This is a genomic window from Flavobacterium sp. C4GT6 (assembly GCF_036347315.1).
Taxonomy (GTDB): Bacteria; Bacteroidota; Bacteroidia; order Flavobacteriales; family Flavobacteriaceae; genus Flavobacterium.
In genome coordinates, this window is sequence record NZ_JAZGZU010000009.1 from 9,471 (window position 1) to 28,880 (window position 19,410).

The window sequence follows — 19,410 nt, forward strand, 5'->3', positions numbered from 1 at the left end:
CACAAATGCATTTAAGAATACACAATTTAAGGATAAAGATCCTGCTAGGATTTTTACTGTCGTGTTTTGCTATGCAGGCACAGTTAGAGGTACCTTTTACAATAAGGTATCAGGACAATATTAAGGGTGATATTACTCAAATCTCCAATAATATTGTTAACAGGGATACTAATTCATATGATCCTAATGATGCTTATCCGCAATGGTGGGAAAGCAGTGGTTATAATGATGATTATAACATGCGTTATATTGATATTGATGGTGATTCGTCTACCTTCAGTTCAAGTAGCGCAACTCTCTCCAGTATTACAGATGTAAGCTGTAGTACGGTAGTTTATGCTGCTATGTACTGGTCTGCAACTTATAGGTATAATAGTAGTTCAGGTAGTGGTAGTAGTACCAGGGTAACTAACTTTAATGAGGTAAAATTAAAGTTGCCGGGAGCTGCTAACTATAATGATATTACCGGGACTGTAATTTACGATGGCTTTGGGAGTGCTTCATTAAGCTCCAATAGTCCATACGTTTGTTATGCAGATATTACAACTCTTGTCTCCGGGCTGGCAGACCCTAATGGTACATATACAGCTGCTAACATACGTGCTACTCAGGGAAGTTTATCAGGAGGTGTTTCCGGAGGATGGACAATTTTTATTGTATATGAAAATCCCAATAAACCAGGTAAATATGTAACTTCTTACGACGGTTTTGCCGGAGTAAACAGCGGGCTGGGAAGTATTGATGTTAATTATACGGGCTTTACAACTGTACCTGCTCCGCTTCCGGTTCGAGCTAAGCTAATGGCATGTGCACTTGAAGGAGATAGGCTTATTACAGGAGACAGATTAAGATTCAAAGATGCTTCTGAAACAAACTATACTAATCTTTCTAACAATTTAAATCCGTCTGATAATTTCTTCAATAGTAATATAACTTACCTTGATGCAGGTGATGTTGAGCAAAATTTCACCAATAGGGTTCCAAATAGTAGTAATACACTTGGATATGATGCCGATATAATTAATATTAATCAGGGATTAATTCATAATAGTTCTACCGGTGCTAACCTGAGAATAACATCTACAGGAGATACTTACTTTATGTTCTTCAATGCGCTTAGTGTAGATATTATTGAACCGGATATCCAGTTGGTAAAAACAGTTGAAGACTTAGCCGGTAACGATATTGGTGGAGCCGATGTAAACCTTGGTGACTTTTTAGAATATGTAATCAGCTTCCAAAACTTAGGTAATGACGATACTACTTCGTTTACCATTACCGATATTCTTCCGAATAATACATACTTTCAGGGTGTAACGTTTAGTCCTGAAAGTGGTATGGATGACAGTAACTATAGTTATGATCCTGTAACAGAAACAATCACTTTCACTATTCCTGATGAACTTGTTGAAGAAAATGATCCTGCTTATGAAATACGCCTTTTAGTTAGAGTAGCAGAAAGCTGTAACGATCTTAAAGATGCCTGTTCCAATATTATCCAGAACAGTGCTTATGCTACATATCAGGGTGTGTTAAACAGTAATGTTATTTCAAACGACCCTAGTATTGCAGGGATTAACGGTTGTGGTCAACCTGTTACAGGACCGGCAAACTTCCTTGTAGATATAGACGATTGTAATTTTGAACGTACAGTAACGCTTTGTTCTACCTCTGTTGATGTTTCGGCACCAGACGGGTACGACAGTTATGAGTGGTATGATAGTGATGATAACTTAATTGGTACTACACAAACCATAACTATAACTGCAGAGGGTGAATACTATGTGATAAACACTGCAGCTGCTCCTTGTGTTTCTACTACAGAACACGTAACAGTAAACAGCTACAGTACTATTATACCAAACCCGGTTATACCATTTGCCGATGAAACACCTATGTGTGCAAATAACGGTAAGGTTATGCCGAATATCTTTTTATGTGGTGCAGATGATGAACGATTAATTCAAACAGGTATTACAGATGCTACAAGTATCAGCTGGCAAAAACTTGATGAGTCAGACTGTTTATCAGCTTGTAGTACGTGTGACGATTTACCATCAGACTGTCCTTGGGTAGGCTGTCCTAACAGTAGTTGGGTTGAAGTAAGCACAGGTCAGGATTATACTGCAGATACTTCAGGTCAATACCGATTAGTAGTAAACTACGACGGATGTTTTGGTACATTCTACTTTAATGTGTATAAAAATCTTCTTGATCCTCAATACACAAAAGAAAATATTGTTTGTGGTAGCGACGGAAATATTACCATTACAAACGTACCGGCAGGTTATGAATATCAGTTAGTAAATCAAAGTACAAATACTGTTATTTATGACTATACCGATGGTATGGGGCCATCATTTGATATTACCGCTTCAGGTATTTATACCGTTAATATAAGACAACAGGGCGTAAATGGCACACCGGGTAATACTTATTGTGAATTCTCGGTAGAAAATATAGGTATACAAAACAATGCTCTTACTGTTAATGTTATTACCGAAAACGCAACGTGTAACGGTTTAGGTAGCATTCGGCTGCAGGCATTAAATGTAGGTCCGCAATATTACTTTGAGATAACAGGCCCGTCAAGTGATTCACATGGTCCTGTAACCGATAATAACCACCTTTTTGAAGGTCTTAATCCGGGGACATATAGCTATTCTGTTACTACAGATGACGGATGTGTGCAAACAGGTTCGGTTACGATTATAGATGAAAGCGATCTTGATTTAGTAGCATCTGTTTCTCAGAATATTTCCTGTAAAGAGGGTAATATTCAAATGAATGCTTCCGGAGGTAAAACACCATACATCTATGCTGTTTACAGTCAAAACGGAGTACTTCAAAATCCTACTGCTTCTGATTTCCAAACCAGTGTGATTTTTGATGTTCTTATAGGTGATGAAGGAGACTATGTATTCATTGTAATGGATGGTAACGGATGTACCAGCCTTTCTAATGAAGTTACAATAATCATTGTTCCTGATGTTGAGTACACAACTTCTGTAAATATGGTGAGTTGTAACGGTGCTAACGACGGATCGATTGTTTATAATGTAACCAATACTAACGGTTACAATGTAGTGTTTGATCTTTTAGATGCTACAGATACTTTAATTACTACAAATAATTCGGGATCCTTCACCTCACTGCCACCTGGTGATTATACAGTAATTTTACGTGAGACTAAAGGTAACAGAACATGTGAATTCCCATTTGACTTTACTATTACTGAGCCAGACCCAATAACAGGAGGTACAGCAGCAGTTACACAGGAATTTGATTGTACTGTAGCAGGATCTTCAGGGGCTACCATAACAGTAGACACTTCTACAATAGCTGGTGGCACACCAACTTACGAATACAGTATTGACGGAATTACTTTTGGAACAGCAACGAGCTTTACCAATCTTACTGCAGGTACTTATACCGTTACAGTAAGAGATGCTAATAACTGTACTCATGTAATAGATACTATAGTGATTGATCCTGTAGTACCGCCGTCAGATCTTACTGTGAGTGCGACTACACCTAGCTGTCCGGCATTGACTTCAGATCTTACTCTTACAGTTACAGGAGGCGAGGCACCGTTTAATTACGAGATTACGGCTCCTGCAGCAGCAGTAACATATAACGGAACAAACAATGTATTTACAGGTCTTGCAGCAGGTACATATACATTTATGGTTACAGACAGTAAAGGATGTACTTACAGCGAAAACTATACAATACAACAATTAACTCCAATAGCGGTTAACGGTCAGCCGGTAAGTAATGTTACTTGTTTTGGCGCTACAGACGGAGCACTTAACTTTAATGTTTCTGGCTTCTCTACAAACTATACTTACGATGTGGTTAACGGAGCATCAACTTCTGTTTCCTCTTCTGCATCGGCTACAAATGCTACAATTGCCCTTACAGGACTTGAAGCAGATACATATACTATAACAGTTACAGATAATGTTACAGGTTGTACAGCAACTGCAACGGTTACTATTAGTGCGCCATCTGCAGCTTTAGCAATTACAACAACTGTTAACCCTATTACGTGTCTTGCAGACGGTAGCTTAAATGTTACTGCAACTGGAGGATGGGGTGGTTATGAGTATACCTTAACACAACCGGACTCCTCTACAGTAGGACCACAGTCGGGTTCATCATTTACAGGACTTACTCAAAACGGTACTTATACTATATCTGTAACAGATGCTAATAACTGTACTGTTACAGATACATTTACATTAACGACACCGGTACCGCCTACGGCTTCAATTTCAGGTTCTGATATTTGTTATGATGCTAATGGTGCTTCACTAACGGTATCGGTAACAGATGGTACGGCTCCGTTTACTTATTCTATTAACGGAAATCCTGGGCAGTCGTCAAATGTATTTGCGAGCTTAACACCTGGTAGTTATACTATAGTGGTTACCGATGCTTACGGATGTACTGATTCAGTTTCACAAACCATAGCACCAACACTTACAGCTATGGCTTCTTTTGTGAAAGGTTTAGATTGTACAGGTTCACCAGATGCACAAATAGATGTGACTATAAACGGAGGTACTGCACCTTATACTTATGAAGTTTCTTCAAACGGAGGTACTACTTACGGTGCTTCTTCGGCTGTAGCAGGATCTTCAATAAGCTTCCAAACAGCTACTGCAGGATCTTACAGGTTCCGTATTACAGATGCTAACGGATGTATTGTACAATCAAACATTATAAACATTGCACCGCTTACATTACCGTCAATTACTTCTGCAACACAGTCGCAGGCAGTATTATGTAACGGAGACAGCAGTGGTGCTATTACCGTTGTTGTGGATAACACAACAGGTACAGGGCCATTTACTATAAACATATATAACGATACTACAAGTACCGATTATGGTACACAAACTACAGGTTTACCTGCAGGCAGTTACACGGTAACTTTAACAGATGCTAACTCTTGTACAGACACAGCTACTGTTGTTATCACAGAACCGGATCCTATTGCATTTGATGTTACCATTATACCAATTCAGTGTAATAATCCAGGTGGTACAACCTATGGTGAAATTATAATTGAAAACACCGCTGGTGGTACCGCAGATTATACTTATTATTTAACAAACAACTACGATAGTTCTGTACAGCAGTATTCAACTACATCGGGTAATGAAGACCATACTTTCCAGGTACTTAACTTTGGTATCTATACCCTTTCGGTTGTAGATGCTAATGGTTGTACGGCTATAGATGATAATATTGTTATTGCTTCTCCACCAACAGATCTTGATATTAGTGTAACGCCTACACCACCTGCAGACTGTATCTCAGGAGGTACGGCATCAGTAACGGTACAGGCAGCAGTAGGTAGTGGTAGTTATGAGTTTGCTATTTTAGAGCAGCTTGACAGTCCTTATGTGGATGATGTTGCAAACGATTATCAGCCTGCTAACTCAGGTACTGATACTAGGATATTTACAGGTTTAATACCTGGTGTAGTATATACGTTTGTTGTACACGATTTGGTGACAGATTGTTACTACTTTAAATCGGCAGATATTGCTATACCACCATTATCTAACCTGACTTCTACTATAGATACAGTTAATAATGTAACCTGTACAGGTAATGCCGACGGTAATATTACCTTCACTATAGATAATTATGACAATGCTACTACTCAGGTAGGGTATGAGGTATGTTATGCACAAACTAATACACCGCTTTCACCGGCAGTAGGAGGTACTATACCGGTATCTGGCGGGCCGGAAACGGTTTCTAATGTAGGGGCTTTAGAGCCGGGTACTTATTATGTATTATTTACTGAGCTTGACGGAGGTTTAGCAGGATGTACTAATGCTTCTGCTCAATTTACAATAGTTCAGTCGGCAGAGCTTCTGGAAGTATCGGCTCAGGTTATAACAAACGATAACTGTAACACTAATGCAGGTGTTATATCGGCAACTGCACAGGGTGGTACAGCACCATACCAGTACTTAATCCAACCAAGTACAGATGCTGCTCCAACAGTAGGAAGTGCCGGGTGGAGTAGTGCTAACAGCTTTAATGTTGAAGGTGGTACTTACACAGTATATGCAATGGATGCTTACGGATGTATTCAGCCAATTGCTGCACCAATTACTCTTGATACAGATCCTTCTCCGGTTATTGCACTGTCTGTTGTTCAGCAATGTAATACTGCCGAAGGTAACTATTCAATTCAGGTAGACCTTACTACAGCAGGCATGCCTCCATATACTTACAGTTTTAACGGAGGTGGATATCAGGCACAGTCGGGCACTACATTTACTTACGACGGTCTTGCTTCAGGAACTTATACGGTAGAGGTTAGGGATGTTAACGGTTGTACTAACCTTCAAAATATTACTGTTTATCCTCCATTAAACCTGTCACCGGCAGTTACTGCACAGCCAACTTGTACAACTAACGATGGAGAGATTACGGTAACAGCATCAGGAGGTTCGGGTAACTATACTTACGAACTTCAGGATTCATCAAACGCTGTGATTGTTGCTGCAAATGCTTCAAATGTATTTACAGGTCAGACATTTGGTGATTACATCGTGGTTGTTACAGATACTACAACAGGATGTAGCGAAACGGCAACTGTTAGCCTTGAAGAGCCTACTCCGGTAGTGTTTACTTACGTTTCACAAAATGTAAGCTGTAACAGTGCAGATGACGGATCGATAGTAATAACTCTTGATGCTTCAAATGATAACCCTGTTTACACTTACACACTTGATGACGGAACTAATCCGCCGGTAGTGCAAAACTCTAATACATTTACAGGATTAGCTGCCGGAACATATGGTATAACAGTAACTTCAGGTAAAAACTGTATAGCTACCGAAACAGTGGTGATTACAGAGCCTTTAGTACTAACACTTAGCGCAGCGGCAACAGATTTTGCCTGTGATGCTACAAACACAGTTCAAACATCGGTAATTACTGCAACAGTAGGAGCAGGTACAGGTACAGCTCCTTACACTTACAGTATAGATGGTACGAACTTCTTTACAACAAATACTTTTGAAGTTGTAGATAACGGTGCTGTACAAAACATTACTGTTACTGTTAAAGACAGTAATAACTGTACAGAAACATTCCCGCTAACAATAAACCCGTTACCGGAAATAATAAGTGTTGTTCCTACACTTCAAACAGCTATAACATGTAATAATGACGAAACAGTTACTATTACAGTAACAGGTGGTTCGGGCGACTTTACTTTTGATCTGCTTCCGTTAGGTTCACAGGCTTCGGTAACACCGGGCCCTGGGGTATACACAACAACATTCGACCTTACGACACCGGGTAGTTATAACTTCCAGGTGACAGATAACGTAACAGGATGTTATGAAGTTACTTCAACACCATACGACATTGTTCCTTTTGATACTATTGCAGTAGAGGCTACAGCTTCTACTCAGGTTACCTGTTATGGTGATGCCGATGGTACTATCACTATAAACGTAACAGGTTATACAGGAAACTACGACTTTGTAGTGACCGATTCTTTAGGAGCTACAGTAGGCAGTGGTAGTAATGCTACAACTACAAACCCTTATACAATAACAGGTTTAGTAGCAGGTAACCATTATGTTACTATTACAGCTACAGACAGTCCTTTCTGTACTGCCGATTCTAATGTGATAACTATTGGTTCTCCATCAAATCCGTTAGTGTTAAATGCTTCTCAAACAGCAAGTGTTACCTGTACAAACGATCAGGGAGAAATTATCGCTACAGCTACAGGTGGTTGGGGTACTTACCAGTATGAACTGGTAAACAATACCACTTCAAGTACCGTTCAGGCTTATGCTTCAAACAGTACTTTTACCGGGTTAGCAGCAGGAAACTATACTGTTTCGGTACAGGATGCCGGAGGTTGTGTCGTTTCTCAAACTATTGATTTGGTACAGCCGGCACCTATTACGGCAAGTATTTCGGCTTCTGCAACAGCTCTTCTTTGTAACGGAGATAATACAGCTACTATAACAGCAACATCTGTTACAGGAGGTGAAGGAGTATATCAGTATATACTTAATACTTATGACGATGCGGGTACTACAATCGTTTACAGTTCAGATGCACAAATAAGTCCTTCGTTTGATAACTTAGGGGCTGGTATTTACAGCATAACAGTAACAGACGGTTGGAACTGTGATGTTACTACGGTAACAATTGAGATTACAGAACCAGACCCTATTCAGGCTTTCCTTAACCTTACAGATTCGTTAACCTGTACAACAGATGCAGAGATTACGGTTTCTGCAACAGGAGGTATAGCACCATACCAATATAGTTTAGATGGTGTTACTTATAGTACTAATACAGTATTTTCAGGCTTATCGGCAGGAACATATCAGGTATATGTAACAGATGCTAATAACTGTACGGCAGTACTTAGTAACGAAGTTACAATACTTGCAGTACCGCCATTAACAATAAACTTAGATCTTACCAATGCAGTGATTAACTGTTTTGGTGAAGCAACGGCTTCTATTACAGCAAACGTAACAGGAGGTTTAGGTAACTACAGTTATGAACTTCTTGATAGTGGAAGTAATATTATTGTAGGCCCGCAGCCTGAAAATACTTTTACAGGTCTTGCAACAGGTACGTACTACATTCATGTGATAAGCGGTGATTGTGAGGAAACTTCTCCGGCTATCAATATTACATCTCCACCGGAATTCATAGCATCAGTATTGCATACAGATGTATTGTGTTATAACGAGGAGAACGGTAGTATTACTGTAACAGCTTCGGGAGGTACAGGAACTGTTCAGTATGCAATCTCTCCAAACCTTGACCAGTTTGTAGATACTAATACATTTACTTCACTGGCAGCAGGTTTATATGATGTTATTGCTCAGGATCAGAACGGATGTTTTGAACTGTTCCAGGTTGAGATTTTAAACCCTGCACTTCTTGAGGCTTCAATAGATACTGCAAGCCTTTTAGATGAGGTTTGTTTAGGAGATTCAAATGCATCAATCACTGTTAATATAACAGGTGGTACGGGTACTTATGAAATCGCTATAGATGACCTTATGGATCCGTCAGACGATGTACTTGTTTATGTATCTGTAACGGGATCTCAGCATACATTCAGTAACCTTGCAGGTGGTACTGCTTATAGCATTCACGTAATGGATACTAACGGATGTGATATCAACCCTGCATTAGAACAGTACATGCCACCGGGAGTTGATATGACTCCGTCGGCTACTGTGGTTGATAACTGTACTAATAATGTACCGGGTAATGTGGTAACTGTTGATTATACTACAACTCAAAGTTTAAATGCAGCAGATATTACATATTCTGTAGACGGTACTAACTATCAGGCTTCAAATACGTTTACTGACTTGGCTCCGGGTACATATACAGCTTATGTACAACATACAAACGGATGTATCAAAACAGTAGACTTTACTATTGATAATCTATTACCTATAACAGCTACTGCAGCAGCTACGCTTGATGTTCTTTGTAAAGGAGATGCAACAGGTGAGATTACAGTTACTGCTTCAGGTGGTACAGGTACACTACAGTACGCTATTTCTCCTGCATTTGTATATGGTATTTCAAATGTATTTACAGGACTTGCAGCCGGTGATTATACCGTTAGGGTAACCGATGACCTGGGGTGTGAGCTTGAAATAACAACTGTAACTATTGATGAGCCAACAGATGCTCTTACAGCTACTATAGACGGTGTAACAAATGAGATATGTTTTAATGACGAAGACGGTACTGTTACTATTACTGTAGCAGGAGGTACTGCGCCATACTTTACAAGTCTGGATTCAAACAATCCGGCCGACTTTACTCAGGATCTGTTTACTTACACTAACCTGGCTCCGGGTACGCATACCATTTATGTAACCGATGCTAACGACTGTACAATCACTACACCACTTACTTTTGATGTGGAGGAAGGTGCAGATATGACTCCGTCAGCAACTGTAGTTGATAACTGTACAGGTAACGTACCGGGTAATGAAGTTACTATTAATGTAGCTTCTTCTCAAACACTAAATGCAGCCGATTTAACCTACTCTGTAGACGGTACTAACTATCAGGCATCAAACGTGTTCAATAATTTAGCCCCGGGTAACTACACTGTTTACGTGCAGCATGCTAACGGATGTATTAAAACAACAACATTTACAATTAATACATTACAGCCAATAGCAATTGATACAGCAACAGTAACTGCCGATGTATTATGTTTTGGTGATGCAACAGGTGAGATTACAGTAACCGCTTCGGGTGGTACAGGTACACTACAGTACGCTATTTCTCCTGCATTTGTATATGGCACTGATAACGTGTTTACAAATCTTACAGCAGGTGATTATACCGTTAGGGTAACAGATGCTCTTGGATGTGAGATTGAAACAACAACATTAACAGTAAACGAACCTACTGCAGCACTAACTGCTTCTGTAGATGGTGTTACCGATGAAATATGTTTTAATGATAGCGATGGTACTGTAACGGTTACAGTAGCAGGAAGTACAGCTCCATACTCAACAAGTTTGGATGGTGCTGCTTATGTTCAGGATCAGTTTGTATATACAGGTCTTGCAGCAGGTACACATACTATTAATGTTATGGATGCTAACGGATGTGTTATTGCTACACCGCTTACATTTACGGTTAATCCGGGTGTAAGCATCCAACCGGTAGCTGATACTTATCCTACTTGTACAAATAATGTACCGGGTAACGTAACCTTTATACTTACTAATGCGTCTATAGATCCTGCTGATCTTCAGTACTCTCTAGATGGTGTTACTTATCAGACAGATAATGTTTTCGCAGATTTAGCTGCAGGAAACTATACTGCTTATGTACAGCATACAAACGGGTGTATCCAAACAGTAAACTTCGTTATAGATGCACTACAGCCTATAGTTATAGATAATTATGCTGCTACTGCCGATGTATTGTGTTTTGGTGATGCTACAGGTGAAATTACTGTAACTGCTTCGGGTGGTACAGGTAGTTTGGTATATGCTATATCTACAGATGCAGCTAACTTTACTACTAACAATGTATTTACAGATCTTCCTGCTGGTACATATACTGTAACAGTAAGAGATGATATAGGTTGTGAAATCACAACAGGTAACATAGTAGTTGATGAGCCAACGGCTCCGTTAAGCTTAGATAATGCAGCTACTACTGATGAGGTATGTTATAATGCAGCCGATGGTACAGTAACTCTAACAATTAGTGGAGGTACGGCACCATACTATACAAGTGTGGATTCTAACAACCCTTCCGACTTTACTCAGGATCAGTTAGTATATACAGGCTTAACAGTTGGTAATCACACTATTTATGTGACCGATGATAACGGTTGTGCTATCACACCGTTTGAAATAACAATTAACGAAGGTGTTGATATGACACCATCGGCTACAGTAGTTGATAACTGTACGAATAACGTACCGGGTAACGAGGTTACAATTAATGTAACTTCATCACAAACCCTTGCCCCTGCAGATATGCAGTACTCTGTAGATGGTACTACTTACCAGTCGTCAAATGTATTCAATAACTTAGCTCCGGGTAACTACACTGCCTATGTGCAGCATGTTAACGGATGTATTGAAACAATAACATTTACAATTAATACACTACAGCCAATAACAATAAATACAGCAACAGTAACTGCTGATGTATTATGTTTTGGTGAGTCAACAGGTGAGATTACATTAACCGCTTCGGGTGGTACAGGTATGCTTCAGTACGCTATTTCTCCTGCATTTGTATATGGTACAGCTAACGTGTTCACAGGCTTACCTGCAGGTGATTACACTGTTAGGGTAACCGATGGTATAGGTTGTGAAGTTGAAACAGCTACTTTAACGATAACCGAGCCAACAGCTCCGTTAAGCTTAGGCAGTGCAGCTACTACCGATGAGGTATGTTACAATGCTGCCGATGGTACAGTAACTCTAACAATTAGCGGAGGTACAGCACCATACTATACAAGTGTGGATTCTAACAACCCTGCCGACTCTACTCAGGATCAGTTAGTGTACACGGGCTTAACAGCAGGTACACACACTATTTATGTGACAGATGCTCATGGTTGTGCTATCACACCGTTTGAAATAACAATTAACGAAGGTGTTGATATGACACCGTCGGCTACAGTAATTGATAACTGTACGAATAACGTACCGGGTAACGAGGTTACAATTAATGTAACTTCATCACAAACCCTTGCCCCTGCAGATATGCAGTACTCTGTAGATGGTACTACTTACCAGTCGTCAAATGTGTTCAATAACTTAGCTCCGGGTAACTACACTGCCTATGTGCAGCATGTTAACGGATGTATTGAAACAACAACATTTACAATTAATACACTACAACCTATTACAATAGATACAGAAGCAGTAACTGCCGATGTATCATGTAAAGGTGAGGCAACAGGTGAGATTATGGTAACTGCTTCAGGTGGTACTGGTACATTACAGTACGCAATTTCTCCTGACTTTGTTTACGGTTCATCAAATGTGTTCACTAACCTTGCGGCAGGTGATTACACAGTGAGAGTGACCGATGGTATAGGTTGTGAGGTTGAGACTGCTACATTAACTTTAGATGAGCCTGTAGACTTCTTAACGTCAGTAATCGATGTTGTAACAAACGAGATATGTTTCAATGCTCAGGATGGTACAGTTACTATCTCTGTAACAGGAGGTACTGCACCATACTACACAAGTCTTGATTCAAACAACCCTGCTGATTTTGTACAGGATGTGTTCTCTTACACAGGCCTTGCAGCAGGTACACACACTATTTATGTTACTGATGCTAACGGATGTAGTATTCCTGTTCCATTAACCTTTGATGTTGAGCCGGGAGCCGATATGAGTCCGAGTGCAAGTGTTGTTGACAACTGTACGAATAACGTACCGGGTAATGAGGTTACTATTAATGTAGCTTCTTCTCAAACACTTGACCCTGCCGATTTAACGTACTCGGTAGACGGTACTACTTATCAGGCGCCAAACGTATTCAATAACTTAGCACCGGGCAATTACACCGCTTATGTTCAGCATGCTAACGGATGTATAGAAACAACAACGTTTACTATCAATACGCTACAACCTATTACAATAGATACAGAAGCAGTAACTGCCGATGTATCATGTAAAGGTGAGGCAACAGGTGAGATTATGGTAACTGCTTCAGGTGGTACTGGTACATTACAGTACGCAATTTCTCCTGACTTTGTTTACGGTTCATCAAATGTATTCACTAACCTTGCAGCAGGTGATTACACAGTTAGAGTGACCGATGGTATAGGTTGTGAGGTTGAGACTGCTACATTAACTTTAGATGAGCCTGTAGACTTCTTAACGTCAGTAATCGATGTTGTAACAAACGAGATATGTTTCAATGCTCAGGATGGTACAGTTACTATCTCTGTAACAGGAGGTACTGCGCCATACTACACAAGTCTTGATTCAAACAACCCTGCTGATTTTGTACAGGATGTGTTCTCTTACACAGGCCTTGCAGCAGGTACACACACTATTTATGTTACTGATGCTAACGGATGTAGTATTCCTGTTCCATTAACCTTTGATGTTGAACCGGGAGCCGATATGACTCCGAGTGCAAGTGTTGTTGATAACTGTACGAATAACGTACCGGGTAATGAGGTTACAATTAGTTTAACTTCTTCTCAAACACTTAATCCTGCCGATTTAACGTACTCGGTAGATGGTGCTAATTATCAGGCGTCAAATGTATTCAATAACTTAACACCGGGCAATTACACCGCTTATGTTCAGCATGCTAACGGATGTATAGAGACAACAACGTTTAGTATTAATACGCTACAGCCTATTACAATTGATACAGCAACGGTAGTTAATAATGTACTATGTTTTGGTGAAGAGACAGGTGAGATTATGGTAACCGCTTCAGGTGGTACAGGTACGCTACAGTACGCAATTTCTCCTGACTTTGTTTACGGTTCATCAAATGTATTCACTAACCTTCCGGCAGGTGATTACACAGTTAGAGTGACCGATGGTATAGGTTGTGAGGTTGAATCTGCAACTTTAACAATAACTACTCCGGCAGAACCTCTAGCTGCAACTTATGTAGCTGTTGATGAAACTTGTGTTGGAGATGTAAACGGTTCGGTTACAATTTCTGTAACAGGAGGTACTGCACCATACTCAACAAGCTTAGATGGTTTAACCTTTGTTCAGGATCAGTTTACTTATACAGATCTTGCAGCAGGTACTCATACTATTTATGTAACAGACGACAGTGGTTGTACAATAACTCCTATTGATTTTGTTATACAACAGGGCGTTAATACTCAGCCAAATGTAGATGTTGTGGCAAACTGTATGAACAACATGCCGGGTAATGTAGTAACAATTAATATTGATGCACAATACTTAGGAGATGTTCAGTACTCTGTAGACGGAATTAACTATCAGGCTTCAAATACATTTATGGATCTTGCGGCAGGAACTCATACAGCTTATGTACAACACATAAACGGATGTATCCAAACGGTTGACTTTGATGTAGAAGATCATCAGCCTGTAAATGCTACGGCAACAGTTACCCAAAACGTAATTTGTTATGGTGATGATACAGGTGAGATTATAGTTACAGCAACAGGAGGTACAGGTCAGTTAGAATATGCTATTTCTCCTATATATACTTATTCAACTAACAACACATTCTCTTCACTAATTGCAGGTACATATACCATTAGGGTAAGAGATGAGTTAGGTTGTGTTCAGGTAATAAACAACGTTGTTATAACTCAGTCTGAAACTCAGATTATAGCATCTGCCGACTGGACAGGAGAGACTTGTTATAACGCTAACGATGGTAGTGTAACAGTAACAGTATCTGGTGGTACTGCGCCATATTCGACAAGTTTAGATGGTGTAACTTTTATCCAGGATCAGTTTACTTATACCAATCTAAGTGGTGGCCAGCATGTACTGTTCGTTCAGGATGCGGCAGGATGTCAAATTGTACCTATAGTATTTAATATAGAGCACGGTGTTGTACTTAATCCGGTAGTTGAGGTAACTCCGATTTGTACAAACAACATATCGTTAAGTATGCTTACGGTTACTAACATCAACCCTGCAATTGTTGATGATGTTATGTACTCTCTTGACGGAGTGAACTACCAGTCTTCAAATGTATTTACAGATCTTCCTGACGGAAGCTATGTGGTATACGTAATGCATGCTAACGGATGTATTACTACAAGAAACGTAATGGTTAGACATGAAAAACCAATTCTTGGAGTAATAACAGTTGTAGATGCGCTTTGTAATGGTGAGGATAACGGTACGATTACAGTAAACGGATCAGGAGGAGTAGGTGCACTTACCTATGGTATCTCTCCTGATTTTGATATGACCGAAAATAACGTGTTTAACGTTGCAGCAGGTCAATACACTGTGAGAGTACAGGATGAAACAGGATGTTATAAAGAATATACAGCGACTTTAAATGAGCCAACGTCGTTAGTACTTACTGAGGTTGAAGTATATCCTGAAATTTGTGAGAACGATGATAATGCAGCAATTCTTATTGATATAACAGGTGGTACTGCACCATACTCAACAAGTATGGATATGGACGAGCCGTTTGAAGTAGGTAAGGATATGTATACAGATCTTGATGGTGGACAAACCTATACCATTTATGTTAAGGATGCTAACGGATGTGTAGCCTCTATAGATGTATGGATTGATGCTCCAATAATGATTAACGCGCAACCGGAACTTGTTTACAACTGTGATGAAAATGTACTTACGGTAAATGTTGAGACAGCCGTACAGGGTGCAGTAACCTACTCATTAAACGGAGGTGCTCCTCAAACAAGTAATACGTTCACTAATCTTGCAGACGGAACTTATGTGGTAGATGTACTTCATGATTCAGGATGTATAGACAGTACTGAACCTGTAACAGTAACAAATACTACTGCACTGGTAATGATACTTGCTGAATCTGATATTAATGAGATTACGGCAACAACAACAGGAGGTTCAGGAGGTTATACTTATACCTTAAATGGTGAAGATATGGGGACTGATAACGTGTTTGAAATTTACTCAACAGGAACCTATGTGGTAACTGTAACCGACAGCAGAGGCTGTGTAGCCGAGAAATCATTATACTATGAGTTTGTAGATATTATCCTTCCGGATGTAATGTCACCAAATGATGATGGTATTAATGATACATGGGCACCTGGCCATGCAGAAAATTACCCTAACCTTGAGTTCTTTGTATTTGACAGGTATGGCCGTAAACTGGCTACACTAAGACAAGGACAGGAGTGGGATGGTAGATATAACGGACAGGAGTTGCCAACAGGAGATTATTGGTATATTGTAAAACTAAATAATCCTGAGGATGACAGAGAGTTTGTCGGACACTTTACTATTTTCAGATAATAAATTCATAAATAGCCATGGCTGCCCTTGCAGCCGTGGCTTGAATTAAATAACAAGGCCAAAATACACACACAATGAAAAAAACTTTTCTCCTACTAACTTTACTACTTACAGCATTTGTAATGCGTGCTCAGGAGTTAACAATACCAACACATACACAGTATCTGGCAGATAACCCTTATATTATTTCTCCTGCTTATGCAGGTATTGGTGACCATGTGAAAATAAGGCTTAACGGACTTACACAATGGGTAGGGATTAAAGATGCCCCTGATATGCAGTCACTGGCTGCAGATTTAAGGATAGCCGATAATACAGGTATTGGTATGTTTTTATATAATGACCGTAATGGTAATACCAGACAATATGGGGGTAAAGTATCTTTTGCTCACCATATTATATTAGATAAGTATACTAATCAGTTCCTTTCGTTTGGTATTTCATATAACCTTAACCAGTTTAAGGTAGATATAGAGAATATCTCAACACCCGATCCTTCTATAAACAACAATCGTTATGTTGTGAACCACAACTTTGATGTTGCATTACTATATAGAATAGGGGAGTTTTACATTAGTGCTACCGGTGCTAATATACTGAATAAGGATCTTGATATTTTTGCAATACAGGAACCAAACAGACTTAGAAACTATCAGTTTTATACAGGTTATACGTTTAAAGGAAGCGGTAATTGGGAGGTAGAACCATCTTCATTTGTTCAGTATTTTGAAAGTGACGGAAGATCTACTACCGATATTAACCTTAAATTCCGTTATATGGACGGTGATGACTACTATTGGATAGGCGGTAGCTACCGTTTTCTTAACGATCAATTAGGAAATCCAATAAATATTGGTCCAATGGTTGGATTAAACGTTTCAAATTTCTATTTTGCTTACTCATATCAGTTAACCACAAATGAGCTTCTTGCTTATAACAGTGGTACACATATGATAACTGTTGGTTTGGATATATTCCAGGGTATCAGTAACTGTCCTTGTACATGGCACTAAACACCTGCATCTGTTAATTGTTATGTTTGGGGGAATAACTAAAAATGCGCTAAAAGAAAAAGAAAAGAAAGCTTAATGTTTCACTTAAAAATCTATGATTATGTATCAGGTTTTATGTTATTCGTTTGGAGCCTTCTTTTTATTAGCATCGGGGAAGCTAATCCTGGCGGGGATAGACAGAAACAATGTACGCTTTAGGAGTATAGGTGTTTGTAACCTGTTTATCTCTGTAATCCTGCTTTTTGTAGGGGCTTATTACCTTTGTTAAGGAAAAACTGCTTAAAAAACAAAAAGAGCTGCCTTATGGCAGCTCTTTTTGTTTCTTTATAATAAATACTTATTGTTACTCTTTAGCATATATAAATAAGCCATCTTCACCTAGATTTACATGAAGTTTTTTGTCTTTCATGTAAAATTCTACATTGTCTCCGGTACCGTCAGCATAAATTATTTTAAGCTTTTGCATATCTTCTTCATTAACAATGCTATATACTCCAGTTTGCTCGTCACCCGGAATACTTTGTTTTATTTCATTTCCGTTTATAATCATTTTCATCTGTTTCAGCATATCTATTGTAGGCCCCATACTTTCTTTCGCCTGAGCAAGGGCTTCCGGTGGAGCCTGTGCTTCTGCTTCTTCCGAAAATTTTACGTCATTATTAGCAAGATCTAAATAAATTCCCTGAGAGCTTAATGCATCTAGAGCTACCAGATTCCATGTGCCCTGTAAGTCTTTATCGGTAATTTTTTGTGCAAACCCAACAGTTGTAGCCATACAAAATGCAAGGCATAGGTAAATTAAATTTTTCATAAATGTTTATTTTTCAGCGAATATAATTAAAAATAATTAGTATAGTGTTTTTGTATTTCACAAAAAAGCCTCACGCTAAGTGAGGCTCTCTCAAATTACAAAACTAACTCAACTTAACTTATTGTTTGTTCAACGATCTTAAATAATTACGGGTTTTAACACCACTTTCTTTCAAATCATTTTCTTTCCACTCACCTGTAGAGGAGGCCGATTTTTGTAGCATACTACAGGTTTCATCCTTGTCGGATATAGACCATGTTATCCAGCTTAACCCGCGCTCTTCCATCCAGTCAATCCATCGTTGCCATTCGTCATAGTTCATTGGTCCGTCACCACTGGCTTCCATACCTGCACTTTCAGATATAAATACCGGTAACCCCGATTCTATTGCCTTATCGGTACGGTCTCGTAGCTCTTGTTTGTGTGTGTCGGCATAAAAGTGAACGGTATACATTAGATTGTCAAAACCTTTAATAGGATCGGCAGCCGGAAGATTAATATCCTGATCCCAGTGTGGGCAACCTACCAGTATAATATTATCAGAATCATTTTTCCTGATAATCTTTATGATCTGTTCGCTGTAAGACTTAACGTCAGCCCAGCTTTCGTCGTCCGGTTCATTAAATACTTCATAAATCACGTTAGGATAATTGCCGTATTTTTTAGATATCTGATCAAAAAACAGTTTGGCTTCTTCAAGATTAATGTTGTGGCTATGCCAGTCTATTATTACATAAATATCGTTTGCAATAGCGCCTTCAACAACAGCCATTGTTTTCTCGGTAGCGAACTGTGGGTTTTGTATATAAGTATCATTACCTACTTCAATGCCCATAGCGGCACGTACTACATTTACTTTCCAATCATCTTTAAGCCATTTTACAGCATCCTGATTGTAAAAACGGGGCCAAAAGCTGTGCCAGCCAAAACTAACACCTCTCAGCATTATATGCTTACCTTTTTCATCTGTAAGTTTAGTGCCCTTTACACTTAACTGCCCGTGCATTGAAACCTGAGCAAAAGTAGTAAAACCACACAGCAGCAAAAAAGCTATATGTTTTATTCTGTTTGTCAT

The 19,410-nt window shown here is 39.3% G+C and carries 5 protein-coding genes; 3 read left to right on the forward strand and 2 right to left on the reverse strand.

The annotated features are described in order from the left end of the window. Window positions 1–5: 5 nt before the first annotated feature. From V3Z67_RS11600 to V3Z67_RS11610, 3 genes are all read left to right on the forward strand, one after another. The gene (locus tag V3Z67_RS11600; RefSeq protein ID WP_330443467.1) at window positions 6–16,511 is read left to right on the forward strand and encodes a T9SS type B sorting domain-containing protein; all 16,506 of its coding nucleotides are present in this window, start codon (window positions 6–8) and stop codon (window positions 16,509–16,511) included. A gap of 74 nt (window positions 16,512–16,585) precedes the next feature. Continuing rightward, window positions 16,586–17,524, forward strand: a complete 939-nt coding sequence (locus tag V3Z67_RS11605) for a PorP/SprF family type IX secretion system membrane protein (RefSeq protein ID WP_330443468.1) — start codon at window positions 16,586–16,588, stop codon at window positions 17,522–17,524. Window positions 17,525–17,624: 100 nt separating this feature from the next. Beyond that, window positions 17,625–17,792 carry a hypothetical protein gene (locus V3Z67_RS11610; RefSeq protein WP_330443469.1) on the forward strand — a complete coding sequence of 56 codons (168 nt, stop codon included), beginning with the start codon at window positions 17,625–17,627 and terminating at the stop codon, window positions 17,790–17,792. Between the two features lie 75 nt (window positions 17,793–17,867). Here the strand turns inward: V3Z67_RS11610 and V3Z67_RS11615 are convergent, their stop codons facing one another. Together V3Z67_RS11615 and V3Z67_RS11620 are read right to left on the reverse strand one after the other, a co-directional pair. After that, window positions 17,868–18,335 (reverse strand): hypothetical protein, encoded by a 468-nt coding sequence (locus V3Z67_RS11615; protein ID WP_330443470.1) that lies wholly within the window; start codon window positions 18,333–18,335, stop codon window positions 17,868–17,870. A 118-nt stretch (window positions 18,336–18,453) separates the two neighbouring features. Further along, window positions 18,454–19,410, reverse strand: coding sequence for a glycoside hydrolase family 5 protein (locus V3Z67_RS11620; RefSeq protein ID WP_330443471.1), 957 nt, complete (start codon window positions 19,408–19,410; stop codon window positions 18,454–18,456).

What these genes read in the sequence shown, in the direction of transcription:
- V3Z67_RS11600 (WP_330443467.1), top strand. Translation starts at nt 6, where the DNA reads ATGCATTTAAGAATACACAATTTAAGGATAAAGATCCTGCTAGGATTT.
- V3Z67_RS11605 (WP_330443468.1), top strand. Translation starts at nt 16,586, where the DNA reads ATGAAAAAAACTTTTCTCCTACTAACTTTACTACTTACAGCATTTGTA.
- V3Z67_RS11610 (WP_330443469.1), top strand. Translation starts at nt 17,625, where the DNA reads ATGTATCAGGTTTTATGTTATTCGTTTGGAGCCTTCTTTTTATTAGCA.
- V3Z67_RS11615 (WP_330443470.1), bottom strand. Translation starts at nt 18,335, where the DNA reads ATGAAAAATTTAATTTACCTATGCCTTGCATTTTGTATGGCTACAACT.
- V3Z67_RS11620 (WP_330443471.1), bottom strand. Translation starts at nt 19,410, where the DNA reads ATGACAAACAGAATAAAACATATAGCTTTTTTGCTGCTGTGTGGTTTT.